Source organism: Ulvibacterium sp., assembly GCF_965248315.1.
Lineage (GTDB): Bacteria > Bacteroidota > Bacteroidia > Flavobacteriales > Flavobacteriaceae > Ulvibacterium.
This window is the reverse complement of record NZ_CBDFIX010000002.1, coordinates 3,929,187-3,947,035: the sequence shown is the minus strand read 5'-3', so window position 1 is coordinate 3,947,035 and position 17,849 is coordinate 3,929,187. Positions and strand designations below refer to the sequence as shown.

Below are 17,849 nucleotides of genomic sequence, written 5' to 3'. Positions count from 1 at the left end.
GTAACGTTTAGATGAGAAGAAGGATAGATTGGAGCAAGGGAAAAGCAGTATTGTTTAGCCTTGCCCTAGTAGTGGGTAGTTGTAGTAAAAATGAAGGCCCTACCTTGGAATTAAAAAAAGATTCCCGCATTGTGCTGATAGGCAATAACTTAGGTTCAAGAATGCTCAATTTTGGGCATTTCGAAACAGAAATGCAGTTACGGTACCCAGATAGCCTTTTATTAATTCGAAATATGTGTGATCCAGGGAATACTCCTGGTTTTCGGCCTCATTCTTCGCGAAATTCTCCCTGGGCCTTTCCCGGTGCCGAAAAATTTCAGGATGAGTATGCACAGAAATCGGGTAGTATTGGACACTTCCCAACTGAGGATGAATGGCTTACACAATTGGAAGCTGACATAGTAATTGGTTTTTTTGGCTATAGTGAGTCTTTTCAGGGTCCGGACGGGTTGGAAAACTACAAGGCGGAGTTAAAGGCTTTCATTGACCATACTCGGAAACAACAGTATAACGGCCAATCCGCACCCCAATTGGCTTTGGTATCCCCAATTGCCTTTGAAGATCTTTCTGCCAAAATGGACTTACCGAATGGTCAAAATGAAAATAAAAATCTGGCCTTATATACCCAGGCCATGAAGGAAGTGGCGGTTGAGGACAGTGTGTTGTTTGTCAATGCTTTCGAATCGAGTAAAAAATGGTTTGAACAGGAGAGTAAGGATTTAACGGCTGATGGATTTCAACTAAATGATTTGGGATATCAAAAATTCGCCAATTTTCTGGCGAACCAGGTATTTGGAAAGGAAAAAATAAGGGTAGAGGATAATAAGGACCTGGTGCATAGTGCGGTAATGGATAAAAACTGGTTTTGGCATAATGACTTTAAAATTCCGAATGGGGTACATGCCTATGGAAGACGATATGACCCTTTCGGGCCGGCCAACTATCCGTTTGAAATAGAAAAGATTCGCCAAATGACTGCGATTCGCGATAGTGCCATATGGGAAGCTGCCAAAGGTAAAACAATTGATTTGGCCGCGGCGGATGCCAAAACTAGAATACTGCCACCGGTTAAGACAAACTATGATCCAGGCCAAGGAGATGTGGATGCTGGGTATTTGTATGGACAAGATGCGCTGGATAAAATTGAAGTTGCAGAGGGTTATAAAATAGAGTTGTTTGCTTCGGAGGGAGAGTTTACTGATTTGGCCAATCCCGTTCAGTTATCTTTTGACAATAAGGGAAGACTATGGGTAGGGGTTATGCCATCTTATCCGCACTATAAACCCGGCGACAGCAAGCCCAATGACAAACTTATTATTTTAGAGGATACGGATAATGATGGTAAAGCCGATAAGCAGACCACATTTGCGGACGGTCTTCACCTGACCATAGGATTTGAATTTGCCCCAGAGGGTGTATATGTATCCCAGGGGACCAACCTCGTTTTGTTAAAGGATACCGATGGGGACGATAAGGCCGATGTGACCGAAATAATCCTAAGTGGTTTTGATGATCACGATACACACCATACAGCCGGGGCATTTGCCGCTGATCCCTCAGGGGCTATTTATATGGGGGAAGGGGTGTTTCTGCACACGAATGTGGAAACGGCATACGGGCCTGTTAGAGGTACAAACGGAGGCTTTTATCGATATAGTCCACAACGGCATCATTTGGAACGGACGGCGCAATTGCCAATACCTAACCCTTGGGGTATTGCCTTTGACGAATGGGGACAAAATTTCTTTGCCCATACTTCGGGTCCGGATATGACCTGGATGATGCCAGGTAGCATCAAACCGCGTTATGGAAGGTCTTCTCCCTTACCCAAAAACCTCATACAAGAAGAACATCGTGTAAGGCCCACCTCCGGTCTGGAGTTTATTTCCAGTCGCCATTTCCCCGATGAGGTCCAAGGGGATATAATCATTAACAATACTATAGGTTTCTTGGGAACCAAACAACATACCATGGTCGATGATCCGAACAGCGCGGGATATAATAGTCGACACAGATTGGACTTGGTGACTTCTTCGGACACTAATTTTCGCCCGGTTGATATGGAGTTTGCTCCGGATGGATCACTGTACGTGGTGGACTGGCATAATGTTTTGGTAGGTCACATGCAGCACAATGCACGAGACCCCTTACGAGATCATGTACATGGTAGAATTTACCGGATAACCTATCCATCCAGACCTTTGGTGACACCTGCCAAAATAGTGGATGCGAGTATTGATGAACTTTTAGATAATTTAAAACTACCCGAATTTAGGACAAGATATCGGACCAAAAGGGAACTGCGTGCCAGGGACAAAACTGAGGTATTGGCAAAACTGGAGGATTGGGTCAAAGGTTTGGATAAGAGCGACCCAAGATATGAACATCATGTTTTGGAAGCCTTATGGGTAAGTTGGGGATTAAACACGGTCAACGATGCGCTTCTACAACAAATGTTGAACGCTATCGATTTTCGCGCGAGGGCAGCAGCCGTGAAGGTATTGCGCTATGTTGGTCACCAAATCGATAATCAAGACGAATTGTTATTGAAGGCGGCCCAGGATAGTCATTCCCGTGTACGGTTGGAGGCCCTTGTGGCGGCATCTTGGCTGGACACCGATAGCGGAAACCCCATTTTGCAAGCAGCGGGCAATGAACCTTTGGATGATTGGATGAAATTACCTTATGAGGCGGCAGTTGCCCACCTTAACGGATATAATTTAGGAGAGGGCGGCCAGTATTCGGAAAAATTTGGTGATGGTAGCGTAAAAACCAGCCTTAAGGGAACAGAGAAGGAACTTTATATTTTAGGCCAAGGAATTTACGAACGGGAAGGTTTTTGTGTTACCTGTCACCAACCGGACGGCAATGGCCTTACCGCTTCCCAATTTCCTCCATTGGCAGGGGTACCCTGGGTCACAGGAAATGAAGACCGTCTTATAAAACTTACCTTAAAGGGACTTATGGGGCCAATAGAAGTGAAGGGCAAAACCTATCCCGGACAAGTTCCCATGACTCCTTTTGGTGGGATGCTGGATGATAATGAAATAGCTGCCGTACTTACCTATGTCAGGAATAGTTTCGGTAATAAAGCTTCTGCGATTTCTCCAAGTAAAGTAAAAGAAGTTCGGGAAAGCGTCAAGGACAAAGAAGGTTTTTACTTGGCGGAGGAGTTGCTAAAGGAACACCCTATGGAATAAATTCAGGAAGCCTTGAAGTCGAATATCTTCTCCATGGGTAACCATTTTTCACCGGGTTTGGCCATAGGCAGCGCCTGTTGGTACTCCCACATGAGTACCTCCCAATCCTGAACTTTTGTGTTATCCGCATCCATTTGGGCTTTTTTCTCAAAGGAGAAGGAATCCTCTACCTCAATGATCATGAACAGTCGATTCCCGACCCGATAGATTTCCATATGTGCAATGCCGGAATCTTGGAGGCTATCCAATACCTCTGGCCAAACCTCCCTATGGTATTCCTCATATTTTGCGATCAAGGTCTCATCGTTCTTTAAATCTAATGCCAAACAGTGTCTTTTCATGGATTAGTACGTTTAATGCGTTGAATAATGTGTTTTAAATTGACAGGGTTTAATTACCCTGTTATGAATCTAGTTTCAAAAAGTCTACTGTATTTTGATAGTATACCTTTTTTAGAATATCAACCGGCAAGCCCAAGCCACGGGTCTTTTGTCCACGTATCTCCAAGGAATCCGTGCCACTTAGGTATTCCCATAACAACCTGTAATTGGTATCAAGTGATCGTAGTTCTTCTTCAGGTTGGGTGATTCTCAGGGAATCTTGTGGTGTGCTATTTCCATAGTCGGAACCAAAAAACACCCTATCCTGATATTTCGTAAAGAAAGCCTTTACCTTATCGCTATCCTGACTCGCCAAATCTCCAAACCTAGCGGCGGTCTCTACGTACATATTTGGAAATTTATCAAGCCGCTCCGCTACCATATCCACATTGTGGGACATACTGCCCAAGTGGGCGCATAAGATGTTTAAATCTGGATTTTTTTGGACCCAATTGTCCCTCGCGGCTATAATGGTCTCGTAGGATGGTATCTCGGGAAAGTTATAGGCATGGTATTGCGGGTGTCCCATATAATATCCATAATGCGGATTTTTGGGATCTAGTTCCCTCCAGGCCTGCTCAGGCTCGCCGATATGGGCCATCACCGGAATTTGTTTGGATTTCAAAAAGTCCCATATGGGCTGTAAACGAGGGTCGTCGATTTGAATGTATTTACCTGAGGCATCTTGGGTAACCATACCAAAGTTCTTCCATACCTTTACCATTCTGGCCCCCGAATCGATTTCCCGACTCAACTGTTCGATAGTTTTTTGTGCATAATCCGGAGCATCTATACCTACACCTATAATAGCGGAACAGAGACGAAACATTTCAGGATAGGTTTGGGCATGGGTCAAATACTCGTCCCAACTTCTGACGATACCTTTAGAATCCTCTCGGTAAACATCCACTAGTACACCCTGCATATTCCATTTTTTAAAGAATTCGGGCAGGTATTCCCTGGAATATTTAAAATGTGTATGGACGTCTATTTTTTTTAACGTTCCTTCGTCCATGGTAATTACCGGTTCCTTATTGGAGAATTGATTTTCCGTCTTTGGTTTGCACGCAAAAAAAACACTTAGTACAAATAAGACATAAATAGTTTTTTTCATGATCACCGTTTTAAACTGGTCCGAGCAACAGATTCTTTATTCTTATCTTATTGGAGCTCTGTCCTATAAATGTAATTATTTTTTTGCCGATGCATGTGCAGTGCATTCAAATCTTTGGGGTATCACTCTTGGCTTTACCCAAAAGGAAAACTTCCAAAATACTGGCAATCAACAGTATTGAAAATAGAAACAACTCAACTTCCAAGACTCCTATTTTGGATGGAATAATTCCTATTTTGGCAAGAATGAAGGTAATCAAAGCCATTACGGTTACAATTGGCATTAGGAGCGATGGTTTTCGTGAACTCAGTATACCGACCAGAATCATAGGGCCCATCATGGCTGTTCCCGTAAAACTGGTACGTGCTAACAAAACCAAATGTTCTGTACTGAGGATGGAAAAAATTAGGGCCAATATCCCAAAAAAGAAAATAAAGACTCGGGTTATTAAAATCGCTTTTTTATCCCCTAAAGTAAGTAACGACCTTAGCTCCGAACCTAGTGCGAATATTTGGGAATCAGAAGTTGAAATGGCCGCTGCAATCAGCCCTATCAATCCTAATGCAGCTATACCTTCAGCTTGATCGTATAAAAGTACATGTCCTATAAATTCCTGGGTGGATGCCTCTGGATACAATACCGCCCCATACATTCCCATAAACAGCGTGGGAAGAATAATCAATATGGCTACAACGCCCAGACCAATGGCCATCTTCCGCAGAGCTGAACTGCTTTTCATGATGACCACCCTAGTAGAAATCTGTGGTTGTGTAAAAGGTAGTGAAATGATAGCAATGGCCGAAATAATCAAAAATTGAGTGGTAAAGAGTCCCTTTGGACCGGGAACGGAAAGTAATTCATTGCTGATAGATTCTACCTTATCGAACATGGACGTCATGTTACCAAAATGACTTACACAGTTCCAACCAATGATCCATATGGTTATAAAAAGTAGAATCCCCTGCAAGGTGTCGTTGTACATAATTGCCCTAAGACCACCTGTTTCGCTATATAATATCATTATACCTACAATAATCAAGCTCCACGCCCAGACAGGAATCGCATTTGGAAAGGCAGCGTTAAGAAATATAGAAATACCACTAATTTGTACCGCTATATAGGGAATCAAAAAAATCACCGCTCCTCCAAAAGCTACATAACCTGCAAATTTTGCCCCATAGGTATTTACCATTAAACCGGACATTCCTTTAAAATCCAGTTTTCTTGCTTTTCTTCTGAGCATTTCTCCTACCCGGATCAGGGCATAGACCATCATAGTATCCGAAACGGCCAAAAAAATCCAAGCCCCAATACCATGTGTACGGAAAAAGTCCGGCATCCCTATTACAGTAAAAGCGCTGAATAAGGTAGCCGCTGTTGTGAAAAGCCCAATAACAAACCCTATATTACCACCACCTAGTAGATAGCTTGATGTGGTTTTTTCCTTAACACGTGTGCGCCTTACCAAAAAGACCAAGATACCCAGATAAATCGCGCCCGCAATTAAAAACTTAGTCAGCATGGTTCTCTTCTTTGTTTATGATGGATACCAGATAAGCGAGGATTACAAAAAGAAAACTAACCAAAAGGCCTGCCCCTAAGGTATAGGGCAGTCCCAATATAAAAGGTTCGGCCACATGTTTGGGGGTCACCAAAGGACTGAATGAGGCAATAAAGGTGAGAAGGGCCAGGCCATCCAAAATCTTTAATAGGGCAACACGTCTTTTTTTCATAATCTGGGCATAGTTAAACCTCCATCGACCATAATTACTTGGCCGGTGGAGTACGGAAATTTCCCTTCTACCAAGGCCAAGACCGCCTGGCCCACATCTTCCGGAGACCCTATCCTGGATTGAAGTGTGAGTCCCTTATTAATCATTTCTTGGTATTTCTGAAGTACCTTTGCGGTCATATCGGTTTCAATTACCCCTGGCCTTACCTCATATACAGGGATGCCGTATTCACCTAGTTTTGTAGCGAACAATTGGGTCATCATACTAAGACCGGCTTTGGATAAACAATACTCTCCACGGTTAATAGAGGCAGTGGTAGCACTGATCGATGATATGTTGATGATGCAAGGAACGTTTTCCGTGTTCTTATCTTTGTATTGTATCATATGATCGGCCACTTTTTGGGTAAGGAAAAACGGCCCTTTAAGATTAATGTCCATCACCCGGTCATAACTTTCTTCCGTAGTCTCCAATACATCAAGTCTTTTTAAAGGACTTACACCGGCATTGTTGACCAATACATGAAGTTGGCCAAAAACTTCCAATACTTCTGTAACTATTTTTTCCCTTTCCTTGCGAACGGCTATGTTTCCTTGACAGTAGATTGCCTTTTTGGCGCCTAGTCCTTCTAACTCTTTTAAGGCTAAAGCAATGTTCTTTGCTTCCCTAACTCCATTGATGGCCAAATTGCAACCGCCTTTTGCCAACGCTCTGGCAATACCTAATCCAATCCCGCGCGATCCCCCGGTAATCAACACATTTTTCGTCATAAGCCAGAATTTTTTTTGAATGCTTTCAACTGGGCAGCTTCCGGTTTTGCTTTATAATAAGGATCCAAGGGAAAACAACCGGATATCATACCTATACGAGGTGCCGTGGTGCAATCGGAAAAAGTTCTACAAATTTTACCTCGAGTTAGTGGTCTCCCGTTTAAAATATCATCGGGCATATCGGGGTAACTCAATACCATTCTCCCCAAACCGACAAAATCCGCCATATGGTTTTCCACAACAGCCTCGGCTACATGGGGTAGCCATTCCTGAAGATAAGAATAGGCCGATCCCACAATGGCAAGGTTGGGGAATTTTCTTTTTATTTCATGGGTAACCTGTATTTGGCGCGCAACTCCAAGAAGCGGATCTTCTGGGGGGAGATAACCATCCGAAGGTGGGAAAAGTGCCGGTCTTTGGATATGGGGAACGTAATACGGACTTCCGGCTGTGATGCAAACCATTTCGACGCCTAATTTTTCCAAATAACCAATCATCTCGAAAACTTCGGAAAGATCAATTCCAAGGCCTTGATCCGTTCCCCCAAATGCTTCACGGTATGTATTTGGGGATTTTTCGGGGACTCCTATGTCGTTTTCATCCTTTGTAAACGGAATCCAATCAAAGGCACTGAGCCTAACCGCAACGGGTATATTGCTAGTGGCTTTAATGCCATCCACTATAGATGTTATAAAACGAATACGATTCTCCAAGGAGCCTCCATATTTTCCTTCGCGATTAAAGGCACTTAGAAATTCATGGCCCAAATATCCGTGACAGTGTTTGATGTCTACGAAATGAAACCCCGCTTCTTTGGCAAGTTTAGCTCCTTTTATAAAATCTTCTACCAGTGTATCGATTTCAGTGTCGGTCAATATGGGATAGTCCTCTGGAAGATTGAATTTTTTATTCAGAATGGAATGCTTATATAAAATCTTGGGCTTCCGCTTTTTGTCCTCATCCGGAATAGCAAACCTACCGGAATGGGTGAGTTGAAGACCAATATACAAGTCAGATGTTGTTCCGAATTTTGACTCATGGGCTTTGATCAAACTGTTGTATAGAAGTTTGAACGTATCTAAATTGGCTTCATTGATCAACAATTGATTCGGATTGGCCCTGCCTTCCGGGTTTACGGCGACAGCCTCACATCCCCAAAGTAGTTTGGCTCCGCTAATGGCAAAATTATGCCATCGCCGCTTGGTCATTTCCGAAGGCCTACCTTCTAACGTTCCATCCCATCCTTCCATGGGCAGAATGCAAAATCGATTACCGATAACCCTACCCGATTTGAGTTTAAAAGACTGGCCGATAACAGATTGCCCCGCATTGTTTAAGGTTTCATTAAAGGGCAAATCGGCTCCAATTTTGGAGAGATGCTGAGCAAAACTTTCAGCGGTCTTCAATTGTGCAATCCGTGGAAACTTTGGTCTTGATTTGGCCATACTATAATGTTATACCTTTAAAGAATGTATAATATGAATCACCTTTGATAACTTCGCCCAAGTATAACGCCAATTCCCGTGCGTGATAATCCCCCCACATACAGGCCTCGCCGTTGGGAATGGCACTGCCTTTTGGAATATGGTCCCAACCATTTGGGCGATGATAAATGGCATGCAGAATCAATCCTTGATGATCTTCATTTGAACTGAGGTATGGCTCATCAAAAAGATTATCGGCGATGGTCAAACCTGCGGACCAATAGGTATCGGCATCGGTTTCGTTCCTCATTTTTAAGTAGTTGCCCAACCTCAATAGACCTTGAGCGCCTATGGCCGCCGCCGAGCTGTCAATAGGTTCGTAATCATTAAAAGGGTCCGATTTCTTATTTCGCCAATCAGGGAGATGAAACAATCCCGGTGCTCCGGTATCCCAATATGGAATTCCATCGGTGGCACTATTTTCCAAATAAAAATCGCAGGTGGCCCTTGCAGCCTTTAGAAAAACTTCCTCTATATATGCTTTTCCGCCCAACTCGTCCAGTTCAGGTAGGTGTTCTTGATTTTGCAGAAATTCCAATTGTTCCGCGAAACCTAGCATAGCCCAACTTAAACCGCGTGTCCAAGTAGAAAAACCACTATACCCCTGTTGGGTAGAAGGAGAGCGAAAGTTACCATCATTTGTATTGAAGATAACTTCGTGGGCTGTTCTTCCCCATATGTCATACGTATCACGTCCTTCGCCATAGTAAATGGAATACTTGGCCGAGGCCAAGGCATGTTGATAGGCCCTTTTGAGCAAATTTATTTTGGAATCGTTCTCACCGGAAGAATAGTGGCCCAACATATGACCTACAACCAAAATTCGAATAGTCCGCATCGTATCTACAAATAGGGAATGCGGTCCATTAAAGGAGTAGATGAATCCTCCTTCTGGGAGGGAAGTCCAACGTTGTGCCTGGACCGAGGCCGAAAGTTTAAGTGCCAGAGTACAGAACTCTTTGTCTCCCGCATTATCTTCAACCTTGCCCTCATTTAACAAACGAAGCCAGTTGCCATAGGTACTTAAGTTGTTGAAACCATGATCATGAACACCAAAATGGCTGATATGGGGTGGCATATGGGCCTTTGTATGATCGATACCAAGATTTAGGAAATGGGCATCTTTCGTGGCATCAAATTGTAATAGTTCGGAACCATACTGGAAGCCCTGTGTCCAATCCGTCCAACTTCTTGGTTCATAGGTTCCGTTTACAGTAACAACCGGGGAGCCGGAAACTCCTTCCAGGTGCGAGGCCATACTTTTTATTTTCTGCCCGGATAGGATCCAGAGTCTTTCAATCTTATCCTTAAGGTCTTGGGTCTTTAGTTCGGGGTTTATCTGCATAAGCTCAATGTGCTTTTGGGTAGTATGGTTTGCTTCTTGAAGAAATAGTAATTAAAAATGTATTCCGTTTTAAATATAGGAATAAAGAACCTATTCCTGTCTGCTTTCGAAACTTGATTCTTTACAAATCATTTTATTAGTTTTATGATGGCCTTGGGACAATACCTGTCCTTTTTGCCCAGACCGACCACATTTTGGCCATTTTTTGTACCAACTCTGGATGTTTTGGGGCCAAATTGTACATTTCTGTTCGATCATTTTCCATATCGAACAATTCCCAATAATCCAGCTCCAAATCATCAATTTGATCCCATACGAATGAATGTGTTTTGTCTGCTTTTGAAACTAATTTCCATTTACCCATCCTAATGGCACGGTTACCTTCATGCTCCCAATAAATGGCATCTCGCTCCAGTTGCTTTCCCTCAAATACAGGAACTAGACTTTTACCTTCCATGGGTGGTATTTCATTGCCATTAAAAGTAGTGGGGTAAAGATCGCCACCCACATCTACACAGGTGGCCATGATGTCGATCAAGTGTGCGGGCTCGGTTCTAAATCCCCCAATTCCTGTGGTTTCAGGATTAATTTTTTCCGGCCAATGCACAATTAAAGGTGAGGAAATACCACCCTCGTGTACCCAGTGCTTGTATTCCCTAAACGGCGTATTGCTAACATTGGCCCAGTTACGGCCATAGGCGGTATAACCATCCGGTGGACCTGGCCATCCATTTTTCATTATCCCAATGGGCTTGCCGTCCCTAGTAAAAAAGGGGACCATTTCGGTTTGTAACTCATCAGGGGTTAAGGGCACTCTGTCCTTTTCCACGGTACGTTTTGATACCCATTTCAATTCCTCGGCACAGGCACCGTTGTCCTGCAGGTAGATGATTAGAGTATTCTCCAGTTCCCCTTTGGCCTTAAGAGCTTCCACTACTTTTCCAATACCTTCGTCCATTAGCGTGATCATTGCGGCGTAGGTTTCCATATTGGCAAGTTCCCATTCCTTGTCCGGAATATCTTCGGACCAAGGCTGTATTAGGGAATCACGGGGAGTAAGTTCCCATTCCGTTTTGGTCAACCCTATTTTTTTCATCCGTTCAAAACGTTTTTTTCGCATCTCGTCGCAGCCTTCATCGTAGCGTCCCTTGTATTTTTCGACGGCCTCTTCCGGTGCGTGCATGGGCCAATGTGCCGCCGTGTAGGACAAATACAGAAAAAAAGGATTATTGTCATCATGTTCCTCAATACGTTCCACCGCATAATTGGTAAAGCCGGTGGTGCAATAAAAGCCTTCACGGGGCGCAACATACGTATTATCCTCTGTTAGGGAGCGCGGATCATATAGACTTCCTGCTCCGGAAATCATTCCAAAGAACCTATCAAAACCGCGTTGTCTGGGCCAATTGTGTTTGTCCGGATTATCTATGACATAGGGGGTTACATGCCATTTTCCGGACATATAGGTGGAATATCCCGATTTTTTTAAGGCCTCAGCAATGGTTACTGCATTGGGACTTAAGTCCCCTCTGAAAGCTGGCGTCCCCCGGTCATTAACCATATGACCAACTCCCGCTTGTTGAGGATAAAGACCTGTGAGCAGGGAAGCTCGTGTAGGGCAACAACGTGCGGTATTGTAGAATTGGGTAAACCGCAGGCCATTGGCTGCAAGTTTATCCAAGCTTGGTGTTTTGATTTCACCGCCATAGCATCCAATATCGGAATAGCCCATATCGTCTCCCATAATGAGGACAATGTTCGGAAGATCATTCTTTTTTGATGGAGTAGGGGATGTGCAACTTTGGAAAAGTAGTACCAGACCCAGACCTATATAGCTGATTGTTTTCTTCATCGCGTACTTTTTTGTTTTAACCAGACGGACATTTCCCCAATTTTCCGGTGTGCCCAAGCATAGTAAGGAACGGCGGTAATCGTTTGACCTTTAATTTTGCCAATACCACCTAGTAGTTCCGCATCGAAGGAATAGTTGAGTTCCTCCCCTTCCTCAGGTATCTGGAGGTCAAGGACGCCTTTAGGATTATCAACTTCTTCGGCACAATACACCAATGGCCCACGTTCCAGTGCAATTTTACCCTTGTTGGCGACCACCAATTCATGGCTCATCACCTTTCGAATGGGCATTTCAAAAGAGATATTAATTTTATCGTTCGGTGCCCAAGTATCATTTTCCAATGTTATATAACCATTATTGATCAATGTTTTGGAAGGTTCGCCATTTATGGTCACTACAAGGTCAGGGGTATGATTATCATTATAACGGTACAGGTCTCCATCCATTACTTGGTTCCTGGCCCATCCTGGAACTCTCAGCTTAAGAACGGCTGAAATAGCTTTTTTGTTTAAAACCTCCAATTCTACCGAGCCCTCCCAAGGATAATTTGTGGTTTGGGAAAGCTGCAAATTTCCATTTCCCAAAGGAATTTCAGTCTCGTTGCCAATATATAGGTTCACATATACTTCATTGCCTTTAACAGCATACATATAACCAGGAAGAGAAGGTAGAATACGTACAACGTTTACAGGGCAACAGGAACAGTCGAACCACGGTGATCTGCCACATACCCCCTGGTTAAATTTTGAAACGCCATCCACTTCCAAGGGGTTGGGGTAAAAGAAGGTGTTCCCCTCAAGGGAAACCCCGGCGAGAAAACCATTGTACAGTGTTCTTTCAAAAACATCCATATACTTTACGTCACCACTCTTTAAAAACATCCGGTGGTTCCAGAGCATAAGGGCAATAGCGGCGCAAGTTTCCGTATAGGCCGTAGCATTTGGAAGTTCATAATCGGGTCCAAAGCCTTCGTGCTTGGGTTCGGCCCCGATTCCGCCTGTTAGGTAAATCTTTTGGTATACAATATCGTTCCAAATTTTGTCAAGGGCTTCATCATAGGCCGTTTCACCGGTCAATGCCGCCACGTCGGTAGCCCCGGCATAAAAATATCCGGCCCGTACGGAATGTCCAACGGCCTCTTCTTGCTCGGCAAGTGGTACATGGTCCTGTTGATATTTTCCAGCATACTTCCCTTCCGTAGTGTTATGCCCTTCTGCATTTCCACGTTGATCGATGAAAAACTTGGCAAGGTTAAGATATCTTTTTTCACCGGTTACGCGATATAATTTTACCAACCCGATTTCTATTTCCTGATGGCCCGGCACCCCCATGTTTTTACCGGGGCCAAAAACATTATCGATGAGCTCGGCATTTTTAAGGGCTACTTCTAGTAAGGATCTTTTTCCGGTTGCCTGAAAATGGGCTACTGCGGCCTCGTACAGATGCCCCACATTATAAAGTTCATGATAGGTCTGGAGATTGGTCCATCTTTTCTCACCGGCGCCATCCGCTGCCTTTTCCGGATTTATGGTACGGTTGGTATATAAATACCCGTCTTTCTCCTGAGCCGCGGCTATTTTTGCTATCAATTTATCCAAGAATGATTCAAGCTGTGGGTCATTATGAACCTGTAAGGAGTAACTAGCTCCTTCAATTACCTTAAATACATCCGAATCATTAAAAAAGATACCTTCAAAAGTACCCTCTTCAAGTCCGCCGGCAATCGCAAAATTTCGGAGCCTTCCCGTTTCTTTGCATTTTTGAAAGTTATAGGGGATGGTCACTTTTCGATTTGTTTCCAATCTGGGCGACCAAAAATTATCTTTAATCGTAACCGAGGTAAATGGTACCGGCTGTATGGGATAATCTAGCTGGATGGCAGAAGTTTCCGTTACTTTAGTTTCAACTACACTTTCCTTACAAGCCGTTGTCAAAAACAGGAAAACTATAGAAGTGCTTCTGACCAAAACGGAATTAATGTTGTTGAACCAAAGTTTATTTTTCATCATTTCATTTTTTGGTATATACAATTAAGAAATCTGCGAACAAACAATCATAGATTTGTTGATGGATTCAATGTTTTTAAATAAGCGATTAGATTCAAAACATCAGAATCGCTTAGGGTATTTAATAAGCCTTCGGGCATCATCGATTTCTCGGTGACATCCCTGGACCTTATTTTGGATTTGTTGATGGAGATGGGCTCTTGACCTACCACCCTTAGGGTAATATTCCTATCATTTTCAGCAATAATGTTTCCGCTGTACGTCCTACCGTCTTGGGTAATGATAACTACTAGTTTATAATCGTCCTGAATTTCACCACTGGGATTTAGAATGTTGTTCAAAAGGTAGGCTGTATTGGTACGGTTAGAACCTGTAAGATCGGGTCCAATAACCCCACCCTCCCCGAACATAACGTGACAAGCTGCACAGGTACGCTGATAGATACTTTTTCCTTCAGAAGCATCGGCCTTGGCGATGGCCTCATCCGAGAGGAGTCGCTGATACTTACTAAACTGCCCTTGGATATCTCCTGAAATATCATCGATAGGTCCCCAGATCTCTACAAAACCACTTCCTACCACCCTCCGCATTTGCATGGCCACATAAGCTGGAATATCTTTTCTGGGGATGGTCTCCTCTTTGATAGCATTGGCCAGAATCTGGCCGTAGGTGCCTCTTGAGGCGAGGGTCAGGATGGCTTCTTGTTTTTCTTCGGAGGAAAGATCATGATACTTTTGAAACAAGGTCCTGCCCAAGTCTTCGTTTTCATAGGCGGCAATGGCCCGTATGGCCTCCATCCTAAGGTTAGGATTCTCCAATAATTTGGGTAATTCCTTTTCCAGTTCTTCCCTTTGATGCAGGGCGAGGTTTTTTATTGCGTTTTGTTTTTGTTCAAGATTAGATCTAGTATCGTTTATGACCACCATCATTTTTTTGGCTGCTTCCGCATTACCAAAATGCTGTGCTATTTGATCTGATAAAGCAGTCAGTTCGGAATTGGACTGCAACGTTTTGTAGATCGAGGCCCAATTTGAAGGTTCCTTTATATCAGATCTGCCTTCCAGACCCGCCAACATACCCCTCAATAAATACTTTTTTTTATTAGAATTTTTGCCAATTTCGGCAATCAACTTTTGCAATTGGTCCCCATCTACCAAACGCCGGGCAATTTTTTCTGCTAGCGATGGAATGGCACAGCCATTGGCCAATACTAATGCCATTTCGGGTTGATCTGCTAGTATAGGTTCAATCCCGAACCACAACATCAGCGGAATGTTGGGGTCGTCCATATCTTCTTCAAATTGCACAAGGGATGTGGCTATATCCCAGCGATCGGTTTTATCAATTCTTTGTAAGGCACCGGCCAGATACCTACGGACTACGGGAGAATTTTCATTTTTTGCCAATCGGGTAAGGGCTGCTACCACTATCTTCGAAGGTGAATCGTCTTCCGTTAGAAATTGAATTGCCCAGGCCCGGACATACTGCTGCCCATCTTCAAGGAGTTCCATTAGTTGATCGGAAGTAATATTCCCTGTGATCCAGAGCGTCCATAAAGCACGTAGCCTAAGATCTTCGTTTCTTTCTTTTTTCAGCATATTTTCCAATTGGGTAATAGCCTCCTTTTCCAATTCTTTTTTGCTTGCCCTATACTGAAGGATTACCCTTGCCCTTTGTGCATGCCAATTGCTTTTACTACGTTGTAATTCAACAAGTTTCAAGTCGCTTTTTTCATTTAAATCCTCAAATCTCCCTGGCCAATTTTTAGCCGCCGATTTTTCGGGCATAATTCTAAAAACACGTCCTGTTTCCTTATTGAGCACTTCTCCACCACAAATATCCGCATCATGCCAATCCAGGACGTAGAGTCCACCTTCCGGGCCTACTTCCATGCTGAATCCTACCCATTGGGCATTGTTGGCCAACATGAAATCCTCACCATGGCTTGCTGTAAAACCGGAACCATTCGGGGTCAATATATCGGATAGCACAGCGTGCTCATGAATATTGGCCATAAAAAGTCGACCCTGTTGATCATTGGGGAAGGCATCGGATTGATAAATTCTAGCACCACCGTGGGCAGACCGATGACGGTGATCTACAATGGTCTTTATGTCCTCATATACATAGGGATTAAAATGTTGCCCGCCTTGTCTATGATAAATGCCACCCTGAATAATATGGAACAAGTGCGGGATAACGCATGCGGAAATAAAGAGTTGGCCTTTGGAATCATAATCGATGCCCCAAGGATTGCTAAAGCCGTGCGAAACCACTTCAAAACGATCCTTTATGGGATGGTAGCGCCAAACGCCCCCATTGATATCCACACCATCCGCATCCAGCAAATCTTCAGGGAAGGCCTCACGATGCCTATAAATGCGACCTTTGCCTTTTGGTTTTCGTATCACCGATGGTGTAGCAAATCCTTCCAGACCATAGAGCCAACCATCTGGTCCCCAATGCAAACTGTTGATGGTTTCATGCCGATCCCGAATGCCCCATCCGGTCAATAAGACCTTTATGTCTTCTTCATCGGCCTTGTCATCGGAATCGTTGTCCGGTACAAATAACAAATTGGGCGGCGCACCTAAAAAAAGTCCGCTATGACCAACGGCAATGGCTGAAGGGAATGGAATACCTTCCAAAAAGACCTTTTTGCTATCGGCAATTCCGTCCTTATCGGTATCCTCCAAAATTAGGATGCGGCTATCCCCGAAATTGGAAAAGCCATGGCCTCGGGATTCATAATCGCGATTCTCGGCAATCCACATTCGGCCCTTGTCATCCCAACAGAAGGCCATGGGTTGGGTAATCATAGGCTCGGATGCAAATGCATTCACCGTATAGCCCTCTTTTAGGGTCATCGCTTCAACCGCTTCCTCTGGACTTAATAATTTCGCATCCCGTCCTTCTTTTTTGGCAAGCTCCCAAAGCGAAGCGGTATTATACATCCCTTTATCGCCCACATAGTCTCCCCATAGGTCGTCCATTTTAATGGCGTTCAGTTTTCCGGTATAGGCCACTATTTGATGTCGTATGGTTTCAATTTCTCCCTTTTTAATATGCCAATCCCCCATTTTTGCACGTACCGGTCCGATACCCAACTGGGAGTCCACACGCCAAGTTTGGGGAAAGCCCTCATTGTCCGGGTGGTCAAAAATGGCAATATGGCCCCATTCGTCCAACCCATCGATTTCCATACCCGCATCTACCCACATGGCCCTTTGTCCTTCGGCCTTTTCGTTGCGTTGCCGAGCGGCATTTTCCACTTCACCTTGGATTCCTTCTTTCCAAGGCATTCTTAGAAACAATCCGCCATAATCAAATTCGTTGATGGTAATATCCGCAAGCGCTTCTCCTTGCCATTCCAGACTCATAAGATAGCTATCCGATTTCTCGGTAAAGGTCCAGGTCTGGGACTCCTTTAAGATGGGTATACCTGCCTCATCCAACATGTGGTATACGGTCTTCCATTTTACTTCCTTCCCCTCGGCAATAAGTACCTGGGCCGATACTTTTTGCCAATGGTCTCCTCCGGGAAAATGAAAATAATCCCTTCCTATTTTTTTCTTGATGTCTTCGGGTTTGTTCCGTTCATAGAACCATTTTTTTAGCCCAGCGGAATCGATTCCGATACCGTTTACACGGGTGAAACCCCAATAGAGTCCGGTTTGGTGGGGATGATGTCCAGGACTGTACTGCGTCAACTCAGTAGTGGAACCGGGTGCTATAATAGGATGGATAAACGGGCGGAAATCAGCTTTTATATTTTGTGTCACCAAAGCTAAATCGCCATCGGAAGTGAATACTTCTATAACGTCGTCTCCTTTTTTGATGACAAAACTATTCTCTTGGCCGTTTTCAGTGATTTGCTGCTTACTTTTTTTAGTTTGACAAGCGGCTATAAAGGCAAACCCCAAGACAAAAATGAAATACCTAAGCGCATCTTTCATGTTATCGTT

11 protein-coding genes are annotated in these 17,849 nt (G+C 43.9%); 1 reads left to right on the top strand and 10 read right to left on the bottom strand.

Features of this window, described 5'->3' with window-relative positions:
- Nucleotides 1-11 precede the first annotated feature (11 nt).
- Nucleotides 12-3,200 (top strand): PVC-type heme-binding CxxCH protein, encoded by a 3,189-nt coding sequence (locus ACP2AF_RS18630; protein WP_425237652.1) that lies wholly within the window; start codon nucleotides 12-14, stop codon nucleotides 3,198-3,200.
- 2 nt (nucleotides 3,201-3,202) lie between these two features.
- Here the strand turns inward: ACP2AF_RS18630 and ACP2AF_RS18625 are convergent, their stop codons facing one another.
- From ACP2AF_RS18625 to ACP2AF_RS18580, 10 genes are all read right to left on the bottom strand, one after another.
- Nucleotides 3,203-3,541, bottom strand: a complete 339-nt coding sequence (locus tag ACP2AF_RS18625) for an L-rhamnose mutarotase (protein WP_425237651.1) — start codon at nucleotides 3,539-3,541, stop codon at nucleotides 3,203-3,205.
- Nucleotides 3,542-3,602: 61 nt separating this feature from the next.
- Nucleotides 3,603-4,694, bottom strand: a complete 1,092-nt coding sequence (locus ACP2AF_RS18620; RefSeq protein WP_425237650.1) for an amidohydrolase family protein — start codon at nucleotides 4,692-4,694, stop codon at nucleotides 3,603-3,605.
- A 106-nt stretch (nucleotides 4,695-4,800) separates the two neighbouring features.
- Nucleotides 4,801-6,216: a sodium:solute symporter family protein gene (locus tag ACP2AF_RS18615; protein WP_425237649.1), complete on the bottom strand. Its 1,416-nt coding sequence runs from the start codon at nucleotides 6,214-6,216 to the stop codon at nucleotides 4,801-4,803.
- A complete protein-coding gene (locus ACP2AF_RS18610; protein WP_425237648.1) occupies nucleotides 6,206-6,427 on the bottom strand; it encodes a hypothetical protein in 222 nt (73 codons plus the stop codon). Before ACP2AF_RS18610 ends, ACP2AF_RS18615 begins: the two co-directional genes overlap by 11 nt.
- The gene (locus ACP2AF_RS18605) at nucleotides 6,424-7,197 is read right to left on the bottom strand and encodes a 3-ketoacyl-ACP reductase (RefSeq protein WP_425237647.1); all 774 of its coding nucleotides are present in this window, start codon (nucleotides 7,195-7,197) and stop codon (nucleotides 6,424-6,426) included. The genes ACP2AF_RS18610 and ACP2AF_RS18605 overlap by 4 nt, the downstream gene beginning before the upstream one ends.
- Complete coding sequence (locus tag ACP2AF_RS18600; RefSeq protein WP_425237646.1) at nucleotides 7,194-8,642, bottom strand: hypothetical protein; 1,449 nt, start codon at nucleotides 8,640-8,642, stop codon at nucleotides 7,194-7,196. Before ACP2AF_RS18600 ends, ACP2AF_RS18605 begins: the two co-directional genes overlap by 4 nt.
- Nucleotide 8,643: 1 nt before the next feature.
- Nucleotides 8,644-10,026 carry a hypothetical protein gene (locus ACP2AF_RS18595; protein WP_425237645.1) on the bottom strand — a complete coding sequence of 461 codons (1,383 nt, stop codon included), beginning with the start codon at nucleotides 10,024-10,026 and terminating at the stop codon, nucleotides 8,644-8,646.
- Nucleotides 10,027-10,168: 142 nt separating this feature from the next.
- Nucleotides 10,169-11,878: an arylsulfatase gene (locus ACP2AF_RS18590; protein WP_425237644.1), complete on the bottom strand. Its 1,710-nt coding sequence runs from the start codon at nucleotides 11,876-11,878 to the stop codon at nucleotides 10,169-10,171.
- Entirely contained in the window at nucleotides 11,875-13,884 is a 2,010-nt protein-coding gene (locus ACP2AF_RS18585; RefSeq protein ID WP_425237643.1) for a glycoside hydrolase family 127 protein, read from the bottom strand. Before ACP2AF_RS18585 ends, ACP2AF_RS18590 begins: the two co-directional genes overlap by 4 nt.
- A gap of 47 nt (nucleotides 13,885-13,931) precedes the next feature.
- Nucleotides 13,932-17,840 carry a PVC-type heme-binding CxxCH protein gene (locus ACP2AF_RS18580; RefSeq protein ID WP_425237642.1) on the bottom strand — a complete coding sequence of 1,303 codons (3,909 nt, stop codon included), beginning with the start codon at nucleotides 17,838-17,840 and terminating at the stop codon, nucleotides 13,932-13,934.
- Nucleotides 17,841-17,849 lie beyond the last annotated feature (9 nt).

Bases quoted from the DNA above. Each gene is read 5' to 3' on its own strand.
- ACP2AF_RS18600 (WP_425237646.1), bottom strand. From the start codon at position 8,642: ATGGCCAAATCAAGACCAAAGTTTCCACGGATTGCACAATTGAAGACC.
- ACP2AF_RS18620 (WP_425237650.1), bottom strand. From the start codon at position 4,694: ATGAAAAAAACTATTTATGTCTTATTTGTACTAAGTGTTTTTTTTGCG.
- ACP2AF_RS18585 (WP_425237643.1), bottom strand. From the start codon at position 13,884: ATGAAAAATAAACTTTGGTTCAACAACATTAATTCCGTTTTGGTCAGA.
- ACP2AF_RS18590 (WP_425237644.1), bottom strand. From the start codon at position 11,878: ATGAAGAAAACAATCAGCTATATAGGTCTGGGTCTGGTACTACTTTTC.
- ACP2AF_RS18605 (WP_425237647.1), bottom strand. From the start codon at position 7,197: ATGACGAAAAATGTGTTGATTACCGGGGGATCGCGCGGGATTGGATTA.
- ACP2AF_RS18615 (WP_425237649.1), bottom strand. From the start codon at position 6,216: ATGCTGACTAAGTTTTTAATTGCGGGCGCGATTTATCTGGGTATCTTG.
- ACP2AF_RS18595 (WP_425237645.1), bottom strand. From the start codon at position 10,026: ATGCAGATAAACCCCGAACTAAAGACCCAAGACCTTAAGGATAAGATT.
- ACP2AF_RS18580 (WP_425237642.1), bottom strand. From the start codon at position 17,840: ATGAAAGATGCGCTTAGGTATTTCATTTTTGTCTTGGGGTTTGCCTTT.
- ACP2AF_RS18625 (WP_425237651.1), bottom strand. From the start codon at position 3,541: ATGAAAAGACACTGTTTGGCATTAGATTTAAAGAACGATGAGACCTTG.
- ACP2AF_RS18630 (WP_425237652.1), top strand. From the start codon at position 12: ATGAGAAGAAGGATAGATTGGAGCAAGGGAAAAGCAGTATTGTTTAGC.
- ACP2AF_RS18610 (WP_425237648.1), bottom strand. From the start codon at position 6,427: ATGAAAAAAAGACGTGTTGCCCTATTAAAGATTTTGGATGGCCTGGCC.